27 protein-coding genes are annotated in these 24,752 nt (G+C 62.1%); 2 read left to right on the top strand and 25 right to left on the bottom strand.

What is annotated here, in order from left to right:
* Positions 1-25: 25 nt before the first annotated feature.
* Positions 26-706: a Crp/Fnr family transcriptional regulator gene (locus ASE60_RS07080; RefSeq protein WP_057249041.1), complete on the top strand. Its 681-nt coding sequence runs from the start codon at positions 26-28 to the stop codon at positions 704-706.
* Between the two features lie 39 nt (positions 707-745).
* Here the strand turns inward: ASE60_RS07080 and ureG are convergent, their stop codons facing one another.
* The 15 genes from ureG to ASE60_RS07005 all read right to left on the bottom strand — a co-directional run bounded on the left by ureG (position 746) and on the right by ASE60_RS07005 (position 11,480).
* Positions 746-1,357 carry an urease accessory protein UreG gene (gene ureG, locus ASE60_RS07075; protein WP_057249040.1) on the bottom strand — a complete coding sequence of 204 codons (612 nt, stop codon included), beginning with the start codon at positions 1,355-1,357 and terminating at the stop codon, positions 746-748.
* A 27-nt stretch (positions 1,358-1,384) separates the two neighbouring features.
* Positions 1,385-2,053 carry an urease accessory protein UreF gene (locus ASE60_RS07070; protein WP_057249126.1) on the bottom strand — a complete coding sequence of 223 codons (669 nt, stop codon included), beginning with the start codon at positions 2,051-2,053 and terminating at the stop codon, positions 1,385-1,387.
* Positions 2,046-2,519 (bottom strand): urease accessory protein UreE, encoded by a 474-nt coding sequence (gene ureE, locus ASE60_RS07065; protein ID WP_057249039.1) that lies wholly within the window; start codon positions 2,517-2,519, stop codon positions 2,046-2,048. The genes ASE60_RS07070 and ureE overlap by 8 nt, the downstream gene beginning before the upstream one ends.
* Positions 2,520-2,521: 2 nt before the next feature.
* Positions 2,522-2,818 (bottom strand): putative quinol monooxygenase, encoded by a 297-nt coding sequence (locus tag ASE60_RS07060; protein WP_082615759.1) that lies wholly within the window; start codon positions 2,816-2,818, stop codon positions 2,522-2,524.
* 171 nt (positions 2,819-2,989) lie between these two features.
* The gene (locus tag ASE60_RS07055) at positions 2,990-3,529 is read right to left on the bottom strand and encodes a peroxiredoxin (RefSeq protein WP_057249037.1); all 540 of its coding nucleotides are present in this window, start codon (positions 3,527-3,529) and stop codon (positions 2,990-2,992) included.
* Between the two features lie 283 nt (positions 3,530-3,812).
* Positions 3,813-4,484 carry a TIGR02117 family protein gene (locus ASE60_RS07050; protein WP_057249036.1) on the bottom strand — a complete coding sequence of 224 codons (672 nt, stop codon included), beginning with the start codon at positions 4,482-4,484 and terminating at the stop codon, positions 3,813-3,815.
* Between the two features lie 17 nt (positions 4,485-4,501).
* On the bottom strand, positions 4,502-6,214 hold the full coding sequence (ureC, locus tag ASE60_RS07045) for an urease subunit alpha (protein WP_057249035.1): 1,713 nt from the start codon (positions 6,212-6,214) through the stop codon (positions 4,502-4,504).
* A gap of 3 nt (positions 6,215-6,217) precedes the next feature.
* Positions 6,218-6,862, bottom strand: coding sequence for a Urease operon accessory protein (locus tag ASE60_RS07040; protein WP_093234875.1), 645 nt, complete (start codon positions 6,860-6,862; stop codon positions 6,218-6,220).
* A 3-nt stretch (positions 6,863-6,865) separates the two neighbouring features.
* Positions 6,866-7,285 carry a lysozyme inhibitor LprI family protein gene (locus ASE60_RS07035; RefSeq protein ID WP_057249034.1) on the bottom strand — a complete coding sequence of 140 codons (420 nt, stop codon included), beginning with the start codon at positions 7,283-7,285 and terminating at the stop codon, positions 6,866-6,868.
* A complete protein-coding gene (locus ASE60_RS07030; protein WP_057249033.1) occupies positions 7,282-7,587 on the bottom strand; it encodes an urease subunit beta in 306 nt (101 codons plus the stop codon). Before ASE60_RS07030 ends, ASE60_RS07035 begins: the two co-directional genes overlap by 4 nt.
* Before the next feature lie 10 nt (positions 7,588-7,597).
* Complete coding sequence (locus tag ASE60_RS07025; RefSeq protein WP_057249032.1) at positions 7,598-7,852, bottom strand: DUF1272 domain-containing protein; 255 nt, start codon at positions 7,850-7,852, stop codon at positions 7,598-7,600.
* Between the two features lie 60 nt (positions 7,853-7,912).
* On the bottom strand, positions 7,913-8,215 hold the full coding sequence (locus tag ASE60_RS07020) for an urease subunit gamma (RefSeq protein WP_057249031.1): 303 nt from the start codon (positions 8,213-8,215) through the stop codon (positions 7,913-7,915).
* Positions 8,216-8,337: 122 nt separating this feature from the next.
* Entirely contained in the window at positions 8,338-9,171 is an 834-nt protein-coding gene (locus ASE60_RS07015; protein WP_057249030.1) for an urease accessory protein UreD, read from the bottom strand.
* A gap of 176 nt (positions 9,172-9,347) precedes the next feature.
* Entirely contained in the window at positions 9,348-10,322 is a 975-nt protein-coding gene (locus ASE60_RS07010; protein ID WP_057249029.1) for a D-glycerate dehydrogenase, read from the bottom strand.
* Between the two features lie 141 nt (positions 10,323-10,463).
* Positions 10,464-11,480: an alpha/beta hydrolase gene (locus ASE60_RS07005; protein ID WP_057249028.1), complete on the bottom strand. Its 1,017-nt coding sequence runs from the start codon at positions 11,478-11,480 to the stop codon at positions 10,464-10,466.
* Positions 11,481-11,676: 196 nt separating this feature from the next.
* Here ASE60_RS07005 and ASE60_RS07000 point away from each other — a divergent pair, with 196 nt between their 5' ends.
* A complete protein-coding gene (locus ASE60_RS07000; RefSeq protein WP_057249027.1) occupies positions 11,677-12,129 on the top strand; it encodes a MarR family transcriptional regulator in 453 nt (150 codons plus the stop codon).
* A gap of 349 nt (positions 12,130-12,478) precedes the next feature.
* Here the strand turns inward: ASE60_RS07000 and ASE60_RS06995 are convergent, their stop codons facing one another.
* The 10 genes from ASE60_RS06995 to ASE60_RS06950 all read right to left on the bottom strand — a co-directional run bounded on the left by ASE60_RS06995 (position 12,479) and on the right by ASE60_RS06950 (position 24,749).
* Positions 12,479-13,597, bottom strand: coding sequence for a branched-chain amino acid ABC transporter substrate-binding protein (locus ASE60_RS06995; RefSeq protein WP_057249026.1), 1,119 nt, complete (start codon positions 13,595-13,597; stop codon positions 12,479-12,481).
* A 116-nt stretch (positions 13,598-13,713) separates the two neighbouring features.
* Entirely contained in the window at positions 13,714-14,058 is a 345-nt protein-coding gene (locus tag ASE60_RS06990) for a DUF6867 family protein (RefSeq protein ID WP_057249025.1), read from the bottom strand.
* 24 nt (positions 14,059-14,082) lie between these two features.
* Positions 14,083-14,808: an ABC transporter ATP-binding protein gene (locus tag ASE60_RS06985; protein WP_057249024.1), complete on the bottom strand. Its 726-nt coding sequence runs from the start codon at positions 14,806-14,808 to the stop codon at positions 14,083-14,085.
* Positions 14,805-15,698, bottom strand: coding sequence for an ABC transporter ATP-binding protein (locus ASE60_RS06980; protein WP_057249023.1), 894 nt, complete (start codon positions 15,696-15,698; stop codon positions 14,805-14,807). The genes ASE60_RS06985 and ASE60_RS06980 overlap by 4 nt, the downstream gene beginning before the upstream one ends.
* A complete protein-coding gene (livM, locus tag ASE60_RS06975) occupies positions 15,698-17,083 on the bottom strand; it encodes a high-affinity branched-chain amino acid ABC transporter permease LivM (RefSeq protein ID WP_057249022.1) in 1,386 nt (461 codons plus the stop codon). Before livM ends, ASE60_RS06980 begins: the two co-directional genes overlap by 1 nt.
* A gap of 4 nt (positions 17,084-17,087) precedes the next feature.
* Positions 17,088-17,990, bottom strand: a complete 903-nt coding sequence (locus ASE60_RS06970; protein WP_053248038.1) for a branched-chain amino acid ABC transporter permease — start codon at positions 17,988-17,990, stop codon at positions 17,088-17,090.
* Positions 17,991-18,279: 289 nt separating this feature from the next.
* Positions 18,280-20,706, bottom strand: a complete 2,427-nt coding sequence (locus ASE60_RS06965) for an FAD-dependent oxidoreductase (RefSeq protein ID WP_057249021.1) — start codon at positions 20,704-20,706, stop codon at positions 18,280-18,282.
* Between the two features lie 245 nt (positions 20,707-20,951).
* Positions 20,952-21,506, bottom strand: coding sequence for a sarcosine oxidase subunit gamma family protein (locus ASE60_RS06960; protein ID WP_057249020.1), 555 nt, complete (start codon positions 21,504-21,506; stop codon positions 20,952-20,954).
* A 10-nt stretch (positions 21,507-21,516) separates the two neighbouring features.
* A complete protein-coding gene (locus ASE60_RS06955; protein WP_057249019.1) occupies positions 21,517-24,474 on the bottom strand; it encodes a sarcosine oxidase subunit alpha family protein in 2,958 nt (985 codons plus the stop codon).
* Positions 24,471-24,749, bottom strand: coding sequence for a sarcosine oxidase subunit delta (locus tag ASE60_RS06950; protein ID WP_057249018.1), 279 nt, complete (start codon positions 24,747-24,749; stop codon positions 24,471-24,473). The genes ASE60_RS06955 and ASE60_RS06950 overlap by 4 nt, the downstream gene beginning before the upstream one ends.
* Positions 24,750-24,752 lie beyond the last annotated feature (3 nt).

Raw genomic sequence — 24,752 nt, 5'->3', positions numbered from 1 at the left:
TTGGATCTTACTCAGGACGGGTGTGATGAAGACGTTGCGATTGAACTCGAACGATAGGGCGGTGCTGCTCGGTTCTTGCTTCTTCGGGAAGCTGCCGATGGCGGCAACGAACGCAATTCTGGAGGATGTGGTCGTTTCAACCCACGAGGAGCACGACATCCTCTTTGGCCAAGGCGAGCCGCTCGATCACGTCTTTTTCGTTCTTTCCGGCCTGGTGCGTCTCTACCGGCTGGGCAAGGACGGACGCGAGGCGGATATCGCCGTGTTTCCGCGAGGTGAGCTTTTCGGTGAAAGCGCCATGTTCCTCGGCAACCGCGCCACGGCCAACGCCCAGACGATCGAGACGACGATGCTCGCCCGCATCGACAGCCGCAAGCTGCGCAAACTCGCCGAGCAAACGCCTGAAGTCGCCGACGCGTTGATGCTGCTACTGTGCCGGCACGCGCAAATGGCGGAAGATTGCCTGGCGGAAGACCGGCTGCTGACGGCCCCGCAGCGGGTCGCGAGCTATATTCTCGGGAACTGCCCGGACGGCATCACGAACTTTTCCTTCCGCCTGCCCTTCCAGAAGAATGTGCTGGCCGGCAAGCTCGGCCTGGCGCCGGAAGCACTCTCGCGCGCTTTCTCGGCACTTCGCCGCTCGGGCGTGACGGTCAAGGGCCGCGTGATCGAGATTCACGACCGGCAGGCGCTCGAACGCTTCTGACGCGCCGACCAAGATTCGGCTGTCAGAAGCCTGGCGGCATCACAGCCCGCCGTGCAGCGTCAGGAAATCGACGATTCGGTTGATGCCGTCTCCGCGTTTCATGTCCGTGAACACGAAGGGCTTTTCCGCCCGCATCCGCGTCGCATCCCGCTGCATGACGTCGAGATCGGCCCCGACATAGGGAGCCAGATCCTTCTTGTTGATGACGAGCAGATCGGACTTCGTGATGCCCGGCCCGCCCTTGCGCGGGATCTCCTCGCCCTGGCAGACGGAAATGACATAGATCGTCAGATCGGCAAGGTCGGGCGAAAAGGTCGCCGCGAGATTGTCGCCGCCGGATTCGATGAAGACGACGTCGAGATCAGGGATACGCCGGTTGAGATCGGCAATTGCCTGCAGGTTGATCGTCGCGTCCTCGCGGATCGCCGTGTGCGGGCAGCCGCCGGTCTCGACGCCGACGATGCGGTCGGACGGCAGGGCCTGCATGCGCACCAATGCTTCGGCATCTTCCTTGGTATAGATATCGTTGGTGACGACGGCGACGGAATACTTCTCCCGCATCGCCTTGCAGAGCTTGTCGGTCAGCGCCGTTTTGCCCGAGCCCACCGGCCCGCCGATGCCGATACGAAGGGGACCGTTCTTCGATGCCATCTGGATGTCCTTTCAAGGGGTCTCTTCCTAGGATCGGAAGAGCCGAGAATGCAGGGTTTCGTGTTTCAAGGCCGAAATATCCGCCATGATCGTGGCCGAACCCAGATCGTCGAGCGAGGCGTTGGCCGCTTTGCCTGCCGTCGCCGCGATGATCGGTTCGAGCGCCGCGATCACGCCGACGCCATCCCGCTGGCCGATGACGCCGCAGCGGATCACCACCGAAACGGCATTCGAAACGGCGGCGTTGAGAAAGGCGGCAAGCGCAGGTTCGAGGCCCGTTTCATGGGCGCCCGCGACGGCACCGACCGCCACGGGATAGACGGTCTCCGGGAGCGCATCAAGAACCGGGTGCGGCCATGACCGCGCAGCCACCAGAAACGCCTGGCCCTGCAACGTGGTTTCCGTATGCCGCTCGCGGCTTCCCGCCAGAGCTTCGGCAAGGTCTGCGACCGCGGCCAGCCGGACGCTGTCATTGACGGCACGATAGCTCTCGGCAAAAAGCAGCGCATCGTTCCAGCCGGAGCCGTGGCAAAGGACTGTCTCCAACCAGGAGCGAAGCTCCTCCGCATCGGTGATGAGGCGATCATGAACCGCCTGTTCAAGCCCGCTGGAATAGGAGAAGGCACCGACCGGGAAGGCCGGAGACATCCAAGTCACCAGGCGAAGCAGAGCTTGCGTATCGAGCCGCTCAGCCATGATGGTGATGGCTGTGGCCATGGTTGTGACCGCCGGCGTGGTAGGCGCCGCGCAGCGGCTGGAAGGGTTCCGAAACCTCGCTCACCTGCGCGCCCAAGCCTTCGAGCATCTGGCGGATGACCGGATCGCGGGCAATCAGAATGCGGTTCGGCTCGATCTGCGCAGGCAGATGGCGATTGCCGAGATGCCAGGCGAGTTCGATGAGATGCAGCGGATCACGCGGACAGATTTCGAAGAGCATTTCTGGTGCGGCAACGATCCGGATATAGCCGCCGCCTTCGAGCACCAGAAGGTCGCCATCGGCGAGCATCACCGCTTCCTTGAGGTCGAGCATCACCACATCGTCGTTTTCGAGGTGCAGCAACTTGCGGCGAAGATGACGGGCGTCGTGCGCAAGCGTCACGCTGTGAAGCGGAGTCGTGCCGGCTGGGCCCGGCGAAAGCACCTGGGTGGAGCGGTACGGCATCTTCAGAGCACCTCGACCTTTTCCGGCGACACAAGCTCGATGCGCGCCTCGATGAGCAGATCGGCCATGGCTGCCTGGAAGGCTTTCAGATGCGGCTCTTCGAAATGCGCATCGACAGCCGCCTTGTCCTTCCAGGTCTCGACGAACACCAGCGCGTCCGGATCGGCAGGCTTGCGGTAGAGGTCGTAGCTGATGCAGCCGGCCTCGCGGCGCGTGGCCTCGATCAGCGGTGCTGCCAGCGACACGACGTCATCTCCCTTGCCCTTGTGCGCGGTCAGGTAGGCGATAATGTAAACCATTGAACCCTCGATATCTTTTGTGCCCGCCAGTGTATCAAGAATTCGCTTCTGCGCCAGTCGCAGAGCCGGTTTTCAACCATCTGGCATGCAGCTCCCGAACAACAAAAAGCCCGAAGACCGGATCCGATTTTCGGGCTTTTTCAATTCAGAAAAAGAAGCGTTCTGGCCGCATCAGGCAGCAAGCTTCTGAGACTTCAGCGTCTCCAGAATGTTCTGCGGCGAGGAAACGCCGTAGGGGTCGCTGTCGCAATTGTCGGAGTAGCCTTCTTCCTCGAACCACTGCTCCACGACGCCGTTGTTGACGACGGCGGCGTAGCGCCAGGAGCGCATGCCGAAGCCGAGATTGTCCTTGGCAACGAGCATGCCCATCTTGCGGGTGAACTCGCCCGAACCGTCCGGGATCAGCTTGACGTTTTCGAGGCCCTGCGACTTGCCCCAGGCATTCATGACGAAGGCGTCGTTGACCGAGATGCAGTAGATTTCGTCAATGCCTTCGGCGCGGAAGTCGGCCGTCAGCTTTTCGAAATCAGGCAACTGGTAGGTCGAGCAGGTCGGCGTGAATGCGCCCGGCAGCGAGAACAGCACGACGCGCTTGCCGGCGAAGTAATTGTCGGAGGACACGTCCTCCCAGCGGAACGGATTCGGGCCGCCAACGGCCTCGTCGCGAACGCGGGTGCGGAACGTTACAGCGGGTACTTTTCTGCCAAGCATCGTCATCTCCTTTGGATCACGATGAATGTGGACCGGCTCGACCCAAAACCATGAACGTGATCACATCCATCAAGTTAGAGCGGGATGCCGGCGGAAAACCGCAAACACGTTTCCGCATCCCGCTCTCGTTCGGCTCTCGGTCGGCAGGTCTTGGGAGGATTTCTGACAACCGAGAACGATCAGCCGCTTTCCTATCGGATATTGCGCTGCGGCGCAGCACGAAAGGCCTCGATTCACATGCGGGCATGGCAGCCATGCGATGATCGCATGGCTGCGTGACACCTCAATTGTGGATGCGCAAGGATAGTCCGAGGCTCGGCGGAACCGGGTTCCATAGGCCGGTTCTCAAGCCCGCCTCACGCAGCGCCCGCGCTGTCCATGTGTTGCAGCCGAAGAGCGCGTTGAACCTGCCCTCGGCTTCGAAGAAGCGGTCATTGCCATTGTAGGAGAAGCCGTCGACCGGAACGACAGTCCCGGCGTCGCGTATGAAACTCTCGGCAATGAAGCCAAGCAGTCGTTCATATCCGGCCGCGTCCAGTTCGAAGCTGGCAACGGAGGCTTGCGGCTCGACGATCCGGCCGGCGATATCCACATGCATGACCGAGCGGTCGAGCGTCAGCGCCTTGAAGACCGGCATGGCCTTCAGCTCCGACCAGGTCGGCGTTTCCAGATAGAAGGAGCGCCCGCCCCAGCCGAAGATCAGCCATTGTGCCTGCGGATGATTGAGCGGCACGCCGGCCGCTTCGATGAAGCCGAACCGCGCCCTCGTTTCCTCCGTCAAGGGCACGGCGATATCCGTGTGGATGGGGCCCGAGAGCACCAGGATGCGCGTCGTCCCTGCTCCCGCCGCAGCGGCGGAAACCGGCAAGAGCGGCCGCGGCAGCAGCGTTCCGAGAACGACCGCCAGGACCGCAGCCAGCAGGCCGAAGAAGGCCCATTTCAGGCCGCGCTTCATCCTCCGTCTCTGCTTGCTCAAAACAGGAAATAGCGCTGCGCCATCGGCACGATCGTCGCCGGCTCGCAGGTCAGCAACTCGCCGTCGGCGCGTACCTCATAAGTCTCCGGATCAACCTCGATATGCGGCGTCAGGCTGTTGTGGATCATGGACGCCTTGCCGATACCGCCGCGGGTGTTCCTGACGGCCACCAGCTGCTTTGCAACGCCGAGCCTGGCGGCAAGACCGGCATCGAGCGATGCCTGCGACACGAAGGTGACCGACGAACTCGTGCGGTTCTTGCCGTAGGCGGCAAACATCGGCCGGTAATGTACCGGCTGCGGCGTCGGGATGGACGCGTTCGGATCACCCATCGGCGCCATGGCGATCGAGCCGCCGAGCAGCACGAAGTCCGGCTTCACGCCAAAGAAGGCCGGGTTCCAGATGACGAGATCGGCGCGCTTGCCAACCTCCAGCGAACCGATCTCGTGGCTGAGCCCGTGGGCAATCGCCGGGTTGATCGTGTATTTGGCGATATAGCGCTTCACCCGGAAATTGTCGTTGTCGCCGGTTTCCTGCGGCAAGGGCCCACGCTGGCGCTTCATCTTGTCGGCGGTCTGCCAGGTGCGGATCGCCACCTCGCCGACGCGGCCCATGGCCTGGCTGTCGGAGGAGATGATCGAGAAGGCGCCGATGTCGTGCAGGATGTCTTCGGCGGCAATCGTTTCCTTGCGGATGCGGCTTTCGGCAAAGGCGATATCTTCGGGGATCGACGGCGACAGGTGATGGCAGACCATCAGCATGTCCAGGTGTTCGGCGAGCGTATTCTTGGTGTAGGGCCGCGTCGGATTGGTCGAGGACGGAATGACGTTCGGCTGGCCGCAGATCTTGATGATGTCAGGCGCGTGGCCGCCCCCGGCGCCTTCGGTGTGGAAGGCATGGATCGTGCGGCCCTTGATCGCCGCGATCGTGTCCTCGACGAAACCGCTCTCGTTCAATGTGTCGGTGTGGATCATCACCTGCACGTCGTATTCGTCGGCCACGCCCAGGCAGCAATCGATCGCCGCCGGCGTCGAGCCCCAATCCTCGTGCAGCTTCAGCGAGGTGGCACCGGCCAGCACCATCTCGACCAGCGCGCCCGGGCGCGACGCATTGCCCTTGCCGGCAAAAGCGATGTTCATCGGGAAGCCGTCGGCCGCTTCGATCATGCGGGCGAGATGCCACGGGCCGGAGGTGCAGGTGGTGGCAAGCGTGCCATGTCCCGGCCCGGCGCCGCCGCCGAGCATGCAGGTGAGCCCGCTGACCAGCGCTTCCTCGATCTGCTGCGGGCATATGAAGTGGATGTGGCTGTCCATGCCGCCGGCGGTGACGATCTTGCCTTCGCCCGCAATCACTTCCGTTCCTGGGCCGACGACGATGGTGACACCCGGCTGCGTATCCGGATTGCCGGCCTTACCGATCCCCGCAATCCGCCCGTCCTTGAGGCCGATATCCGCCTTTACGATGCCCCAGTGGTCGACGATCAGCGCATTGGTGATGACCGTATCGACGGCGCCCTCGGCGCGCGTTGTCTGGCTCTGCCCCATGCCGTCGCGAATGACCTTGCCACCCCCGAACTTCACCTCCTCGCCATAGGTGGTGAAGTCCTTCTCCACCTCGATGAAGAGCTCGGTGTCCGCAAGCCGCACCTTGTCACCGACCGTCGGGCCGAACATGTTGGCATAGGCCGCGCGCGACATCTTGTAGGGCATGGTTCAGGCTCCTTGGGACGAAGAAGAAAGTGGGTGGAGGCGGCGAAGGCGACCGCTCGCCGCCAGCGCGTCGACATAGCGGCGCTCGGCGGCAAAGGGATGCCATTGCCACCCGACATGGCCGAAGCCGGCAACAACGACGTCGTCACCGGCCATCGCGATATTGGACAGGATATCGGCAATGACGATCAGGCCGCTGGATGGGACGACGTAGGGATCAGGTGAGAAGCCGCCGAGATCGTGATCCAGCTGGTCATGCACTGCCACCGGAACGACGCGAAAACCGCGGTTGGTCGAGCGGCTGAAACTTTCGAAACCGATGGTGTAGTCGTCACAGAAATCGTCGAGATCCGGATTTGTTTCGGCAAGCCCGGCCCGCATCGCGGCGAACTTCGCGCCGGATCGGACGCACCAGATTTCGCGGGCCTGGCGCACCGCCGCACTCGTCTTCCAGCGGCCACCGCCGAGCATGGAGAGACCGGGGCGCCCGGTGTTGCAGACGGCGACGATATCGGTCTTGTGGCCACCGGGGCCGACGGAACGGCAATCGTTGAAACGCACGACGATATCGGCGGCATCGATCACCGTGCCAGCTCCGTCAGGCACTTCGCCATTGCCCACGATCATGATGATGCGGCCGCCGCTCAAGGTCTAGTTTCCGTCAGGCTCGACAATGGCCTGGAGTTCCTTCGTCCGGGCCCTGGTTAATTCGGTGAGGCAACCGGAGACGAGCATCGGCTCCATCGAGCCCCCGCGGGCCTCGAAGCCCGAAAGCTCGCATTGGCCGTCACGGTAACCGATCCAGGCGCGCTGCGCCTTCTTCAGGGCCTCTTCCGCGCCAACGTAGTTCGCATCGATCTCGGCGAGTTCCTTGTCCTGCTGCTTTGTCGCTGCCAGTGCCAGCTTGTAGACCTTGTTCAGTTCCGTGTCGGCCGCCTCGTAGTCCTTGTTGGCGCAGATGTTCATGTCCATCTGCGTCACCGCATTCTGGCAGTCGACCTTGTCCTCCTGCGCCAGAGCCGGCGCAAACGGCAAGACCAGAGCGATGGCAAGTACAGCGAGGCGGTTCATAGCTTGCCCATCACCTGCTGGCGGAAGCCATAGACTTCGCGCTTGCCGGAAAGAGGGATCAGCGTCACCTGACGCGTCTGCCCCGGTTCGAACCGCACGGCGGTGCCAGCCGGAATGTCGAGCCGTTGGCCGTAGGCGGCCTTCCGGTCAAACTTCAGCCCGGCATTGGTTTCGGCGAAATGGTAGTGGCTGCCGACCTGGATCGGGCGGTCACCGGTATTGGCAACCTCGATGGTTGTCGTGTCGAGGCCGGCATTGAGCTCGATCTCTCCGGCAGCCGCGATGATTTCTCCTGGGATCATGGTTCTCTCCTCAAGCCGCCTTCGAACCAGCGCAGCCCTGCGGTTTCAGCACCCGCTCGGTGGAGGCCGGATATTTTTCAAGCAGGGCCGCCGGGCGCACCGGCCGGCTGGTGAATTCGCCGCCGCAATTCGGGCAGGTGCCACCGAGCTTTCCGTCGACACAATCGACGCAGAAGGTGCATTCGAAAGTACAGATCATCGCCTCGCGGCTATCCGGCGGCAGATCCTTGTCGCAGCACTCGCAATTGGGGCGCAAAGCCAGCATGCTTGCCTCCTGAGATCAGGGTTGGAGGGATACGGCCGGAAAGGGCCGCGTTTCCTTCGTTTAGCGGATCGGTTCGTGAACGGTGACGAGCTTGGTACCGTCGGGGAATGTCGCTTCGACCTGGATGTCGTGGATCATCTCGGGGATGCCCTCCATCACCTGATCGCGCGTCAGCACCTGGGCGCCCGCCTCCATCAGCTCGGCGACCGAGCGCCCGTCGCGAGCGCCTTCGACGACGAAATCGGTGATCAGCGCGATCGCCTCGGGATGGTTGAGTTTCACGCCGCGCTCCAGGCGCCGGCGCGCGACCATGGCCGCCATGGAAATCAGCAATTTGTCCTTTTCGCGCGGAGTAAGATTCATGCGTCGCCACCGGTTGTTCGTGAAGCAATTCCCAGGAAATCTGCGAAGCGATTTTCCGCCAGGAATTACAAAGTTTCAACGTGTTAGATCATTTCACTGTTTCAATAAAAATGTGAAATGACCTAGAGAACCCAGACTTTCGGCACAGTCTTCTGCTTGCGCAAGTGCGAAATAACGGGGATGAGGATTTTTCTGAGCGCGAACCCATCCGGCGCCACGAAACGGGCGACCAGCTTGTCACGGCCATCGACCTGAAAATGGCTGATGCCGACGCCAGCCTCGCCGTCAATGAGCGATCGAAGACGCGGCAACAAGGGCTCGCAATCGGGGCCGACATAGAGGAGCGTGGCAAAGGCGGCTGCGCCATCGAGCACCGCCCGGCGCTGGCCGAGACTGGCGATCTCTCCGGCAAGTGCCAGATTGTCCGCATGCAGCAGCTTGCCGTCGGCGCGGATGCGCCAGCGATCGCGGAAGAGCCCGGTTTGCACCACCTCGCCCCTCGCCTTGCGGCCGAGCAGAACGGCCTCCACCGCCAGGAAAGTCGCGTCCGCGGCAAGCTCCACCTCCAGCGAACGCGACAGGGAGGCGCGGTCGAAGAGGATCGTCTCCTGTGGCAGCCAGTCGACGCGCGCGCCGGCGGCAACCTCGATACGCGTGGCCACCTCGACCGTATCGGCGCTCGCCTTATAGATCTTCTCGCAGGCCTGCGTCGTCACCGCCACATCGGTTCCGGCCCTTGCCGCAACCTCCCAGACCATGCGGTCGCCGCCGGTGAGGCCGCCGGAGGAATTGATCAGCACCGCTTCCATGGAGGCGTCGAAGGTCTTCGGCAGCCGGATCTTGGCGCAGCCTTCCTGATAGAGCTCGGCAATGCGGCTTTGGCCGAGCGCCGCCTTGGCGACCAGCCGCCCCTTCCCCCAGGCCCGTTGCGGGGCGATGCTTGCTGCCTTGTTCATGTTTCGACCGCCGAGCGGTGTCCTTTAATTCCTGGCGCTGCACCCATTGGGTCGGTCGCCTTGCCTTCGCGCTATCGTCCGCATCGCGGAACGACAAGTCAAGTTATTGTTTTGCAAAGAAAATCGCCAGGATGCTGCATTTCCATGCAGGCGCTGCGCAGAAAACAGGCAGCCGCTTACGCCACGCGATCCGGTGGCTCGCGGCCCTCGAAGAAAGCGGTGACGTTGACGACCACCTTCATACCCATGGCAACCCGCGTTTCCTCAGTGGCACTGCCGAGATGCGGGAGCAGCACGACATTTTCGAGCCTGCGCAGACGCTCCGGCACATTCGGCTCCGCCTCGAAGACATCGAGGCCGGCACCGCGAATGACGCCGTTTTCGAGAGCGGCAACCAGGGCCGCTTCATCGATGACATCGCCGCGCGCCGTATTGACGAGGTAGGCGCCCGGTTTCATCAGCGCCAAGCGTTCCGCATTGATCAGATGCCGATTTTCGCCACCACCGGGGCAGTGCAGCGAGACGAAGTCCGAAGCTTTCAGTACATCCTCGACGGTGTCCAATTGACGGGCGCCGTAGCGGCTCGCTTCCGCCGGGTCGATGCGCGAACGGTTGTAGAAGACGACATCCATGTCGAAGCCGAAGTGGCAGCGTTTGGCCATCGCCTTGCCGATGCGGCCAAAGCCGATGATCCCGAGCGTCTTGCCGGTGACCTTGCCGCCGATCATGTGGGTCGGGCGCCATCCGGTCCATTCGCCGGCGCGTACCTGGCGTTCGCCCTCACCCGCCCGGCGCGCGACAGCAAGCAGCAGCGTCATGGCAATGTCGGCGGTGCAATCGGTCAGAACACCCGGCGTGTTGGTCACGACGATCTTGGCGGCCTTGGCGGCCGCGACGTCGATGTGGTTGTAGCCGACGCCATAATTTCCAAGGATCTTCGCCCGGAGGCCGCCGCCGGCGAAGAGTTCGGCCGGAAGCCGATCGGAAACGGTTGGGAGAACGGCGTCATAGGTCCGGAGCGCATCGGCAAGCCCTTCGGCCGTCATCGGCACGTCCCCTTCGTTCAAGGTGACGTCGAACCGCTCGGCAAGCACCTGTTCCACCGCCCCCGGCCAGCGACGGGTGACGAGAATGCGGGGTTTCGAGCTCATGCCTGCCTCCGGAACAGAATCGTCGAGAGATAGTGCACGAAACGGCGCGACGCGACAGCCATCTCGACACGCGAAACACCTATCACGAAAAGCGAAGAAGAGGCGCCGTTGCAGGCGCCTCTTCCCGTGACTTCAAACGCATCAAGCCTTGGCGAAGGCGAGCAGGTCGGCGTTGAGCTGATCCTTGTGCGTGTCGGTGATACCATGCGGCGCACCGGCATAAACCTTGAGCTCGGCATGCGGGACAAGCGTCTTCGAGGCCCGTGCGGCCGCATCGATCGGCACGATCTGGTCGTCGTCGCCATGGATGATCAGCGTCGGCACGTCGAACTTTTTCAGATCTTCGGTAAAGTCGGTCTGCGAGAAGGCGACGATCGAGTCATAGGTGTTCTTGTGACCGCCCATCATGCCCTGCAGCCAGAAACTGTCGATCATGCCTACAGAGGCAACCGCGCCCGGGCGGTTGAAGCCGAAGAACGGGCCCGAGGCGATATCGCGGTAGAGCTTCGAACGATCCTTGAGGCTTGCCGCCTGCAGGCCGTCGAACACTTCCTTCGGCAGGCCGCCGGGATTGTTGTCGGTCTTGACCATCAGCGGCGGTACCGCCGAGATCAAACCGGCCTTGGCGACGCGGCCCGTGCCGTGGCGGCCGATGTAACGGCTGATCTCGCCGCCGCCGGTGGAAAAGCCGGCAAGGAAGATGTCCTTCAGATCCAGCGCGTTGATCAGATCGGCAAGGTCGTCGGCATAGTGATCCATGTCGTTGCCGTCCCAGGGCTGCGACGAGCGGCCATGGCCACGGCGGTCATGGGTGATGACGCGGAGGCCATTGTTGGCGAGGTGGAAGGCCTGCGCTTCCCAGCTGTCCGACGACAGCGGCCAGCCGTGGCTGAGCACGACGACCGGACCATCCTTCGGGCCCCAGTCCTTGTAATAGATCTCGACGCCATCGCGGGTGATGATGCGGCTGCCCGAAATCCCCCCACCTTGCGAACCGGCGCTCGACTGGTTGTTACTTGCCGCTGACACGTCGGCGGCCTTGGCCGGGCTGTTGACGGCCGATACGGCTGCAGCGGTCGCCGCAGCGCCGAAAGCGGCCGAGAGGACATCACGGCGGGAGATGCTGCTGGTTTCGGTCCTGCTGACTGCCTTGCTCATGGAGACGCTCCTTCTTCCCTGCGGTCATGCCGCGTTGCCGATAAATAATTAACGATTAGATCGTGCGCGATATATTCGAACTTAAATCGCCATCGATTAGATCGTGCACAAAGCTTTATAATGCGGTCGCACACCTGTCAATGCCTTGCGATTATATCGCGAACGATTTATTTTGAGGAAATGACAGGAGAGAACGATGACTGGCACCGAACTCAAAGATGACGATGCGATGCTGACGCTCGATAGTTTCCTCTGCTTTGCGGTCTATTCCGCAAACCACGCCTTAACGCGCATCTACAAGCCTCTGCTGGAGGAACTCGACCTCACCTACCCGCAATATCTCGTGATGGTGCTGCTGTGGGAAAAGGACGACCAGACCGTCGGCAGCCTCGGCGAACGGCTCTTCCTGGAATCGAGCACACTCACCCCGATGCTGAAGCGCCTCGAAGCCGCCGGCTACATCGCCCGCGTGCGGGATAAGACAGACGAGCGGCAGGTCCGAGTGCAATTGACCGATATGGGCAAGGCACTGCGCCGGAAGGCGGTCGATGTGCCGCGCGGCCTCACTGAGGCAACCAAACTCGGCGCCGATGATCTCGAGCGGTTGCGCGCCGAAGTCTCGTCACTGCGAGACACCTTGCTGAAGTAGCCAATCGCTGCGCCAAAGCCCCATCGCTAGTCTAGATGAACGCAGAAGGGATGCTTGGCCTTTGTTTCTAGAGCGCCGAGCGTTCAGACGAACGCACAAAGGACGCTCCACAGCGCCGCGCGTCTTATCAGACGCGCAAAGGTCGCTGCAGCACTTTGAATTGCTGCATGTTTTTGTCCTTTAATCGGATACGATTAAAGGAAACATGCAGTAGCACTTCGATTGTAGAGCATCTTTCCGCCTCCAGCGGCTCCACTTGAAAGCGGGATACTCTCGGCATCGCCAAAAAGAAAAGCCCGGCGATCGCTCGCCGGGCCTAACAGATCGGACGCGAGGTCCGAAATCAGAACTACTCGTTCTGGAAGTAGGTGTACTTGCCGTCGTCGCCCTTCTTCCAGGTGTACATGACGTAGTCCGGGCGGGTGATGTCGCCCTTTTCGTCATAGCCGAGTTCGCCGATCGCGGTCTTGAACGGACCCTTGGCCTTGATCGCTTCGGCAACCGCCTGCGCATCGGTCGTGCCGCCAGCCTTCGCAGCTTCTGCGATGACCTGGAGAGCTGCGTAGGAATAGAGCGTATAGGCTTCCGGCTCGAAGCCGGCAGCACGGAACTTCTCGACGAGTTCCTTGGAAGCGGGGTTCTTGCGCGGATCCGGCGCGAAGGTCATCAGCGTGCCGTCGACGGCGTCGCCGGCGATCGAGGCCAGTTCGTTCGAAACGATACCGTCACCCGACATCATCGTTGCCTTCAGGCCCTGGTCCTTCATCTGGCGCATGATCAGGCCGGCCTCGGTGTGCAGACCGCCCCAGTAGACGACCGAAACGCCGGCTTCCTTCATCTTGGCGATCAGTGCGGAGAAGTCCTTGTCGCCGATGTTGACACCTTCATAGAGGGCTTCGGTGAGGCCGGCTTCGTTCATCGCCTTCTTGGTTTCATCAGCAAGACCCTGACCATAGGGGGTCTTGTCATGAATGACGGCGATCTTCGCGTCTTTATGGTTGGCGGCGAGGAAGGCGCCGGCAACTGCGCCCTGCTGGTCGTCACGGCCGCAGGTGCGGAACGTGTTCCACATACCGCGCTCGGTGAACTGCGGGTTGGTAGCAGACGGCGTGATCTCCAGGATGCCGTTTTCGGCATAGACTTCCGATGCCGGGATCGACACACCGGAGTTGAAGTGACCAACGACGAACTTCACACCGTCAGCGACGAACTTGTTGGCGACCGAGATGCCCTGCTTCGGGTCCGAAACGTCGTCGCCGAGCACAAGCTTGATTTGTTCCCCGTTGATACCGCCAGCGGCGTTGATGTCGGCAGCGGCCTGTTCGGCACCTTTCTGGAGCTGCGCACCGAAGGCGGCGTTCGGGCCAGTCAGCGGGCCGGCGACACCAACGAGAATATCAGCCCAGGCCGTGCCGCTGAAGGCGACCATTGCCGTCAGCGCAACGGCCGACAGAAGAGATTTTTTCATTCTTGTTACTCCCAAATATTCGAGCGGGTCTCGTTATCAACCTGCGCAATGCCCACCATAGTTGCGCCGGTGTTTCCTTCGCACCGGCCGCGGCGGACCGGCACGCGCTGTTCCCTTTATTTGGTTTTCCAGGAGAAGGGTGAAGCCTTCTCGTAGAGCCAGTAGTAGATTTTGGTCATTTGCTTGGTCCGGTAGTACCGGAAAGCTACGGTAGCAAACAACAAAAGCACGATCGTGTCCACGATATAGTATTGCAGGCTGAACATCGTGCCGCCGAAGAGGGCGTGATGGATGAAACGGATCGCCAGCCCGAGCAACGCCACGTAGAGCAGCAGCCGCGGAACGTTATGCCAACTTTCGGCCACGCTCTTGCCCGTGCGCCAGGCGGTCCAGCCGCCAAGCACGCAGCTTATGAAAAGAAACTGCCAGATCGACGCTTCTTCGTAGAGAATTCCCTGCATGTCACTTGCTCCAGATGCGGCCGATCAATGACGGCCGCCTTCGAGATAGGCCGCGCGCACTTCCGGATTGGCGAGCAGATCCCTGCCGCTGCCGCTCATCGTCACCCGTCCGTTGACCATCACATAGCCGCGGTCCGAAAGCTTGAGCGCGCCGAAAGCGTTCTGCTCGACGAGGAAGACGGTCAGGCCTTCCTCCTTGTTGAGTTTCTTGATCGCTTCGAAGATGCCCTTGACGATCAGCGGCGCGAGACCAAGCGACGGCTCGTCGAGAAGCAACAGCTTCGGCCGTGCCATCAGCGCGCGGCCGATCGAGAGCATCTGCTGCTCGCCGCCTGACAGCGTGCCGCCGCGCTGCGCCTTACGCTCCTTGAGCCGGGGAAAGAGCCTGAAGATCTTTTCCACGTCCTCGTCGAAATGCTTCAGGTTGTCGAGGCTCGCCCCCATCTGCAGGTTTTCGAAAACCGTCATGCGCGGGAAGATGCGGCGGCCTTCCGGCGACTGGGCAATCCTCATACGCGCGATTTCGTGGGTCGGCAGGCGCGTGATGTCATGGCCGTCGAACATCACCGTGCCGGTGCGCGCCTGCGGGCTGCCGCAGATCGTCATCATCAATGTCGACTTGCCCGCGCCGTTGGCACCGATCAGCGAAACGATTTCTCCGCGATGGACCTCGACATCGACGCCGCTCAGCGCCCGAATGTTGCCGTAGTAGGTTTCGACGGCTTTCACTTGCAGCAGCGGCGCAGTCATTGCTTGGTGCCTCCCTGCCCGCCTTCGATTTCCTCGATTTGTTCGATCACCTGTTCAACCTCTTCATCCTCGACACCTAGATAGGCCGCGATGACCCTTGGATCGTTCTTCACGAAATCCGGGGTGCCGTCGGAGATCTTCTGCCCATATTCGAGCACGACGACATGGTCCGATATCTCCATGACCACGGACATGTCATGCTCGATCAGCAGGATGGAGGTGCCGGTGTCGCTGCGGATGCCCTGCAAAAGTTCATTGAGGGCATGCGATTCGCGCGGATTGAGGCCAGCCGCAGGCTCATCGAGGCACAGCAACTCCGGTCCCGTGCACATGGCACGAGCAATCTCCAACCGCCGCTGCGCGCCGTAGGGCAAGTCCCCGGCAGGGTCGTCTGCCCGGTCGATCAGCGATGCCTTTTCGAGCCAATGCTTGGCGAGTTCAGTCGCCTCCCTGGAGGCCTGCCGGTAGGCAGGAAATCCAAGGAGCCCGAGCACGGTATAGCCCGACGCCAGCATCAGTTTGTTGTGCTGCGCGACCAGCAGGTTCTCGAGCACGGTCATGCCGGAGAACATCCGGATGTTCTGGAACGTACGCGCCACCTTTGCATGCTTGGTGATCTCGAAGTCCGGCAGCCGCTCGAGGAGATACTCCTTTCCGGACTTCTGCTTCATCGTGATCATACCCATCGTCGGCTTGTAGAAGCCGGTGATGCAGTTGAATACCGTCGTCTTACCTGCCCCGTTCGGGCCGATCAGCGCGGTGATGTCGCCGCGATAGGCCTCGAAAGAGAAGTCGTTGATGGCCATCAGACCGCCGAAGCGCATCGACAGGTGCTCAACCTTGAGAATGGGATCTTGTGTCATTGTCATCGTCGTGGTCTCGAGGGCCATCAGCCATGCCCTTCCTTGGTAAAGCTGCCGGAGACGGCCTTGCGTTCGCGCAGGAACGCGGTCGGTTCACGCGATCCAACGAAGCCGCGCGGCTTCCAGACCATGACGACGACCATGGCCAGGCCAAAGATCAGCATGCGGTAGAGTTCCGGCGTGAAGTTCGGTCCGAAGACGGCCTTCAGGAAGTCAAGCTCACGCAGAATTTCGGTACCGCCGATCATGACGATCGCTGCGATCGCAATGCCCGTCAGCGACCCCATGCCGCCGAGGACGACGATCGCGAGGATCACTGCGGATTCGAGGAACACGAAGGATTCGGGCGACACGAAGCCCTGGCGTACTGCGAAGAAGGACCCGGCGATGCCGCCGAACATGGCGCCCATGGCGAAAGCCGTCAGCTTGGTGGTAACCGTGTTGATGCCAAGCGACTTGCAAGCGATCTCATCTTCGCGCAGCGCTTCCCAGGCGCGCCCGATCGGCATCCGACGCATGCGGATCGTCACGAAAGCCGTGATCAAGCAAAGACCGAGGATCAGGTAGAATAGGAAGATCTTGTAGTAGACCGACGAGATCGGCAGCCCCATCAATGCGGCAAAGCCATCCTTGGAGGCATCGAACTTGATGCCGAACAGCGTTGCCTTGGCAATGCCGGACACGCCGAACGTACCTTTGGTGACCTCGGTCCAGTTGATCAGGACAAGACGGATGATTTCGCCAAAGGCGAGCGTGACGATCGCCAGATAGTCTCCGCGCAGACGCAGCACCGGGAAGCCGAGGACCACGCCCCAGCAGGCGGCGAGGAGGCCGGCCACCGGCAACAACACCCAGAAGGACAGGCCCAGATAGGTGGAGAGCAGCGCGTAGGAATAGGCACCAACTGCGTAGAAAGCGACGTAACCGAGGTCCAGCAGGCCGGCGAGGCCGACGACGATGTTCAGGCCCCAGGCGAGCATCACATAGATCAGGATCTGGATGCCGAAATTGTCCACCCATTTCAGCGAGCCCTGAACACCGGTTAGCGCGACGATGACCGGCGGATAAAGGATCAAGGCAAGTATCGCAATCGTCGAGAAATTGCGGCTGAAGAAGCTTTCCTCCTTGGCAACTTCCGGCGCCGCCGCTTTGGCAGCCTTTCGCTGGGCAAGCCGCGGCTGGACATAGGCGACCATGAGGAAGCGGCCAACCATGGCGATGATCACGAAGATCGCCAGCAGGCCCCAACGTTGTGTCAGGATCAGCTCGTTGCGGATGTTCTGGTCGGTCTTGAGGCCGACGAACAGCACGAACAGTCCGAGCGTGATGAGGCCCGCGAAGACAGACTCGCGCAGGGCCCGCGCCGTCACCTCAGTGCCGGCGCTTGCAGTTGTAGAAGCAATGTTTGCCATTGAATTATACCTTCTCGACTTCCGGTCGTCCGAGAATACCCGACGGCTTGAAGATCAGAACGATTGCGAGAATGGAGAATGTCGCAACGTCCTTGTAGTCGATGGTGAAATAGGCCGACCACAGGGACTCGATCAGGCCGATCAGAAGTCCGCCCAAAACAGCGCCCGGCAGCGAGCCAATGCCTCCGAGAACGGCGGCGGTGAATGCCTTGACCCCGGGAACGAAGCCGTCGGTAAAAACGACCACGCCGTAATACATCAGGTACATGGTTCCCGCGACAGCAGCGAGTGCCGCACCCATGATGAAGGTCACCGAGATCGTACGATCGACGTCGACGCCGAGCAGAGCCGCCATCTTGCGATCCTGCTCGGTGGCGCGCTGTGCACGACCAAGCGGCGTCCTGTTGACGATGTACCAGAAGACGGAAAGCAGGATCGCCGTGATGATGATGATGATGATCTGCTTCAGCGAAATGGAGATGCCGAAAACCTCATAGACGGACGAGACGAGCGGCGGGATCGGCTTGTTGCGCGGTCCCTGCGTCACCTGGATGAAGTTCGACAACACGATCGACATGCCGATTGCGGTGATCAGCGGCGCCAGCCGGAATGACCCGCGCAGTGGCCGGTAGGCCACCTTCTCGATCGTCCAGTTCCACAGCGACGCCGCGAGCATAGCCACGACCATCATAAGCAAAAGCGCAAGTACAACCGGCACGCCTGCTATAAATGAGGTGAGAAGCAGAAAGACAATCAAAGCAGCAAAGCCGCCGAGCATGAAGATATCGCCGTGGGCGAAGTTGATCATGCCAATGATGCCGTAGACCATGGTATAACCGATTGCGATCATACCATAAATAGACCCAAGAGTCAGCCCGTTGACGAGCTGCTGGACGAAATACTCCATCAATCTTCCCCTGGACCAGATCCTTGAAGGTCCGGTCTCTTGTTTTTTGAGCTCATTTTGAGCGCTGTGTTTGATCGATTCCATACCTTTTTCAAACAAAAAGGAAAGCTAAAAAACGCGACTTCGGCAAAAACTTCCCCGATAAAATCGATTTGACGCTTTTAGAGCCAGAAAAACCAAAACTTCCGCAGCTTTCGCCCGCAAAATCATCAACTTTAGCCGTAAATGCCCGGGGATTCGCCTAGAGGCCTAGCCACCAAATGGCCAGGCCGGTGCGCTGCTTCGCCGCTCAGGTGCGCATCCGCTGCCCGTTTGCGTCGAACAAGGGATTCGCCTGGAGGCGTGCCGGCAGAATCTCGCCCAGGAGTTCGATCGACCAGCCATCGCTGCGATCGGCGATCTCCTTCGATACGTAACCCATGGCCACCGAAACGCCGCTCGTGTGCGCATAACCGCCCGATGTCACCCATCCGCGCACGACTCCGTCGAGATAGATCGGCTCGTCGCCGATGACGTCGGCATCCCTGGCCTCGAGGACGAAGGTCCTGAGACGCAGGGCGCCACCGTCCGCCTTCTCCTTCATTGCAGCCACCTTGCCGATAAAGTCCGCGTCCTTGCCGGTCGCGATGAAGCGGCCGAGGCCGGCCTCGACCGGGCCATAGAGCGGACGGTACTCGCGCGCCCAGCTGCCGAAGGATTTCTCGACGCGCAGCGCATTCAGCGCCCTGAGGCCGAACAGCCGGATCTCGGACGCTGCCCCCTTCTCCATCAGCAGCTCGAAGAGATAGCGCTGGTATTCGGGCTTCATCCAGATCTCGTAGCCGAGATCGCCGGTGTAGCTCACACGGCCGACGATCACGGGCGCCATGCCGAGGTCCATCCGGCGGATGTCCAGGAATGGAAAGGCGGCGTCGGAGACGTCGAGATGGGTGAGACCGGCAAGCACGTCGCGCGCCTTCGGCCCGGCGATCGACAGGCCAACCAGTTCCAGCTTCAGCGCCTTCAGCGAAACCGAGCCGTCCTCAGGCAGATGCGCCTCGAACCAGCGCATGTGATAGTCCTCGGCGATGCCGGAGCCGATCAGCAGGAAGTCTTCCTCCCCGAGCTTGGCAAGCGTGAAGTCGCCGATCAGCTTGCCGTCGTCCTTCAGCATCGGCGCCAGCGTCATGCGCCCCACCTGCGGAATACGGCAGGCCAGCAGCCGGTCGAGCCAGGCTTCAGCGCCCTCGCCCGTGATCGCATATTTGGCAAAGCCCGACGTCTCCATCAGGCCGACGCCCTCACGCACGGCGCGCGCTTCCGCGCCAACCGTCTCGAAATCCGTCGAGCGCCGCCAGGAGAAGGCGTCCTTCACCCCTTCGGGCGCAAACCACAGCGGCGTTTCGAGCCCATAGGACGCGCCGAAGACCGCGCCAGCCGCCTTCAGCCTGTCGTAGATCGGCGTCGTCAGCAGCGGCCTTGCCGCCGGCAGCTCCTCGTTCGGATAACGGATCGAGAAGCGACGTGAGTAGTTCTCGCGCACCTTGGCATTGGTATAGGCAAGCGTGGCGAAATCGCCGTAGCGCGAGACGTCCATGGCAAAGACGTCGAAGCCGGGGTCGCCATGGATCATCCAGTTAGCAAGCGCCAGCCCAACGCCGCCGCCCTGGCTGAAGCCGGCCATGACGGCGCAGGCCGACCAGAAATTCCTCAAGCCCCGCACCGGGCCGACGAGCGGGTTACCGTCCGGCGAGAAGGTGAAAGGGCCGTTGATGATCTTCTTGATGCCGGCTTTGTTGAAGGCCGGGAAATGCCTGAAGCCGACTTCGAGTTCCGGCGAAATGCGGTCGATATCCTCTGCCAGCAGCTCATGGCCAAAATCCCAGGGCGTGGAGATCGGCGACCACGGACGGCACGCCTTCTCATAGGTGCCCATCAGCATGCCCTGACGTTCCTGGCGCAAGTAGATTTCGCCATCAAAATCGACGCAGTGCATCAGCTCCTTGCCGCGCGTCTGGTTGAACTCGATGACCTCTGGCATATCCTCGGTGATGAGATACATGTGCTCCATAGCGAGCACCGGGAGTTCCAGCCCCACCATGCGCCCCACCTCGCGGGCCCAGAGGCCGGCGGCGTTGACGACGTGTTCGGCGACAATCTCGCCCTGGTTGGTGATGACCCGCCAGCAACCGTCTTCCCGCTGCACCAGATCCTCGACCTTGGTGTGCAGATAGATCTCCGCACCGTTCTTCTTCGCCGATTTGGCATAGGCATGCGTCGTGCCATAGGGATCGAGATGGCCCTCGACCGGATCGAAGACCGCGCCGACGAACTGGTCAGGATCGAGCAGCGGCATCAGGTCGTGCGCTTCCCTGGGCGTCAGCAGCTCGGCCTCGAGCCCCATGTAGCGCCCCTTGGCGAGGATCGACTTCATCCAGTCGAAGCGCTCCTTGGTGGCCGCCAGCATCATGCCCGATGTCATGTGCAGGCCGACGTCCTGACCGGAATACTCCTCAATCTCCTTGTAGAGCTCGACCGTATATTTCTGCAGCTTGGCGACGTTCGGGTCACCGTTGATCGTGTGCATGCCGCCGGCCGCATGCCAGGTGGAGCCGGACGTGAGCTCCGACCGTTCGAGCAGGACAACATCGGTCCAGCCGAACTTCGTCAGATGATAGAGCACCGAGCAACCGACGACACCGCCTCCGATAACGACGACCTTGGCATGGCTTTTCATGCGTACACTCCGTCTTTCCATGCTCCGGCGGAGGCATGGCCAAATTGTCAGGAAGAAAATCAAGACCGCTTACCTTCCGGACAGAAGCGCAGGCGGCGAATGGTGGCAGCCTAGTCAGAAAGGCGGCGCCGATAAAGACACGGCTGCGAAGGGCGCTTGTCCATTTCCGCCGTTTGCTGGCGGATCGGCGACCCGATTGCGGCATTTCATGCCGCATTTGTTTTCAGCCTCACGAAAGAGGCTGTTCAGTCTGAAAAAGCGGCGGTGAGATCGAACGCCCGCCCCATCCGCATCAGGTCGTCGAAGAGCGATTCGGCGTAGCTTCGCGGCACGATCAGTTCAAACGTATCCTCGTCCGTCCGGGCGAGATTGACCGGGATGTGGCCGCACAGAACATTGGCACTCCCCCCAAGCGAGAAGGTCGCGGGATGGACGTCGAGGCCGATACCTTTGGCAAGGATGCTGCGCACGTTCGGGCCGGTGAGGCGGAAGACGACGCGCCCGTCGCTTTGGTCGACGACATAGGCGCCCCCGTCGCAGAGCTCTTCGAGGCGACGCACGAGCCCGCTCGGCGCCTCCACCTCGGAGACCACCAGCCATTCCCCGGGGCCTGAGAAACGGAGCGACAGCTCGGGCACCGAAGCAATCGACTGCCGCACTGCCTCGGCCTGCCCGGCACGGGCAAGAACCGTCGCCATCGCACGCCAATGGCCGACCATCAGGTGATCGGCGGCCGCGGGCCTCGGTGCAGAGCGCAGTTTCTGTTCCAGTGCGTGGCGGTTGTTGTAGTCGCGAACCATCGCCGCCTCCTCAGGCCTTCAGCTTTGCGTTTTGCGGATCGACGAAGACCGGATCGCAGACCTCGGCGACGATCTCCTGATCGCGCAGCTTGTCGAAAACGATGACCTTCTCGCCGTACCGCTCACGCCCGGACTTCAGGAAGGCAAGTGCGATGGCATGCCCCAGGACCGGCGAGAAGCCGGCCGAGCTTACCCAACCCTGATCGTTCAGCGTCGAGGGCTTCGTACCTTCCTTCAGGAGATGGGCGCCGGCGCGCATGTCCTTGTCGGCATCGACGGCCTTCAGCCCGACGAGCTGCATGCGATCGGCGGCCGTCAGCCCGTAGCGCGTCGACAGCCGCTTGCCGATGAAGTCGACTTTCTGCATCGACAGCATGCGGCCAAGGCCGGCGTCGTCGGGTGTCACGCGACCGTCGAATTCGGCATGCGTCAGCAGTCCCTTCTCGAGCCGCAGCACATTGAGCGCCTCGACGCCATAGGCGCAGATATCGTGGGGCCGGCCGGCCTCCATGATCTGGTCCGCCACCGCTTCGCCGTTGCCGGCCGGCACGGCCAGTTCGAAGGCGAGTTCCCCGGAGAAGGAGATGCGGAAGAGCCGCGCGGCCACGCCGCTTTTCAGAACAATCTTCCGGGCGGAAAGGAACGGAAATGCGCCGTCGGAAATGTCGCCGTCGACAATCTGCTGCAACACCGCGCGTGCCTTCGGGCCGGCGATCGCCATCTGCGCCCATTGGTCGGTCGACGAGGTGAAACGGACTTCGAGTTCCGGCCAGAGCGCCTGGGCGCAATATTCCATGTGCGCCATGACCGGGCCGGCCATCGCCGTCGTCGTGGTGACGAAGAAATGCGCCTCGTCGAACCGGCTCACCGTGCCGTCGTCGAAGACGAACCCGTCCTCGCGCAGCATCAGGCCATAGCGCGCCTTGCCGACCGGCAGCTTCAAGACCGGGTTGCAGTAGAGCCGGTTGAGGAACTCCGCGGCGTCGGGGCCGAAAACCTCGATCTTGCCGAGCGTCGAGACGTCGCAGAGGCCGACATTGGCTCGCACGTTCAGCACTTCGCGATCGACGCTTTCGCGCCAGGTCTTCTCGCCGGCGCGCGGGAACCACGCCGAGCGATGCCAGAGCCCCGCCTCGACGAAGGTCGCACCGTTTTTCATCGCCCAGCCATGCAGCGGTGACTTCCGTGCCGGCGCCGCGTGTTCGTCGCGTGCCGTCCCGGCAAGCGCACCAAGGGAGACCGGTGTGTAGAAAGGCCGGAAGGTCGTGGTGCCGACCTCCGCCGGGCTGACACCGCGCATGCCCGCGAGAATGCCGACAGCGTTGATGTTGGAAAGCTTGCCCTGGTCGGTCGCCATGCCGTTGGTGGTGTAGCGCTTGGCATGCTCCACATGGCCGAAGCCTTCGCGAAGCGCGAGGCCAAGATCCTTCGCATGCACGTCGTTCTGGAAATCGACGAAGGCCTTCGACTTGGCACCCGGGACATACCAGAGCGCTGTGAAGGAAGAGGCTTCTTCAGCATCGACGACAGGAACGGCGGCCGAAACGGCGTTGAAACCGAGATCCGCCGCAATCGTTGCGGCCTTCTCCGCACCATCGGAAAGGCAGCCGGCGAGCGTATAGATACCGTTGGCAGCACCGACGGGGCGCAGACCACCGCCGACATCGGGGGCGGCGAATGCCTTCAACGCCTCCGACCAGACCGGCTTGGCACCTCGCTGGCAGGCAAGATGCACGACCGGGCTCCAGCCGCCGGACATGCCGAGTGCATCGCAGGCGATCAGTTCCTCGAAGCCGGAGCGCTCGACGACGATGCCCTTGAGGCGTTGCCTGCCCTTGGTATCGACGATGGAGGCCGAACGGATGACCCGGACACCATCGGGCGCCTGATCGCCGGATTCCGCTCGGGCATCGACGATCGCTGCGATCGCCACGCCTTTCGCAGAAAGCGTCCGCGCCGTGCGATAGCCGGCGCTGCCGCTGGTGAAGAGCGCGACCGTCTTGCCTGCGGCCACGCCGTAGCGTTCGGCAAAGGTGGTCATGGCACCGGCCATCATCACGCCGGGGCGATCATTGCCGCCGAAGACCAGCGGCCGTTCCTCGGCACCGGTTGCGAGCAGCGCGCGCTTGGCAACGATGCGCCAGACGCGCTCGCTTACTAGCTTCGACGACGGCTCGGCGACGTGCTTCTGCACGCGCTCGACGGCGCCGAAGACGTTGTCGTCGTACCAGCCAAAGACGGTGGTGCGCGAAAGCAGTGTGACGTTGGGCAGCGATTGCAGTTCCGCGACCGTGCGGTCGGCGAAGACGGATGCCGGGGCACCGTCGATGGTCTCGCTGGTCGAAAGCAGAGAACCGCCGAGCCGGAAATCCTCGTCTGCAACGATGACCCGGAGGCCGGCGCGGCCGGCCGTCAGTGCCGCCATCAGCCCGGACGGACCGGCACCGACGACGAGCAGATCGCAGAAAGCCCAGGATTTCTCATAAGCCTCGGGGTCGCGTTCGAGCACCGCCCGGCCGAGGCCCGCAGCACGGCGAATGAAGGGCTCGTAGATCCGCTCCCAGAACTGCTTCGGCCACATGAAGGTCTTGTAGTAGAAGCCGGCGCCGAGGAAGGGCGACAGCACGCCGTTGACTGCCCCGATATCGAAGGCGAGCGACGGCCAACGGTTCTGGCTTCGCGCCGTCAGCCCGCCGTAGAGTTCGGCGACAGTCGCCTTGGTGTTCGCATCGGTGCGGGCACCGGAGCCGATGGTGACGAGCGCGTTCGGCTCAGAGGGCCCGGTGCTGACGATGCCGCGCGGCCGATGGTACTTGAAGCTGCGGCCGACGAGCAACTGGTCGTTGGCAAGCAGCGCCGAGGCGAGCGTATCGCCCGCAAAGCCGCGCAATGGACTGCCGTCGAAGGTGAAGCTCAGCGTTTTGCTGCGATCGATCAGACCGCCGGAGGAGAGCCGATAGCCGCTCATCGCTCAACCCTCCGCGCGAACTCGGCGGCATCGACGACGGAATAGACCTCGTGGGTGGCCGTATCACGCTCGACCACCAGGAAGCGGCGACAGCCGGCAACGTGATGCCAGTGCTCGAAGGTCCGGCCGCGCGGGTTCACGCGCACATAGACATAGTCGTGCCAGGTTTCGTCAGAGTCCATCGGTTCGGGGCGGCCGCGCGAGGCATCGCCGCGGACCGCGAATTCTTCCTTCGGTCGAACCCCGCAATGCGGGCAGGTAATCAGGCTTGCCATTGT

The organism is Ensifer sp. Root278 (genome assembly GCF_001429285.1).
Classification (GTDB): Bacteria; Pseudomonadota; Alphaproteobacteria; order Rhizobiales; family Rhizobiaceae; genus Ensifer.
This window is presented reverse-complemented; position numbering and strand designations above follow the sequence as displayed.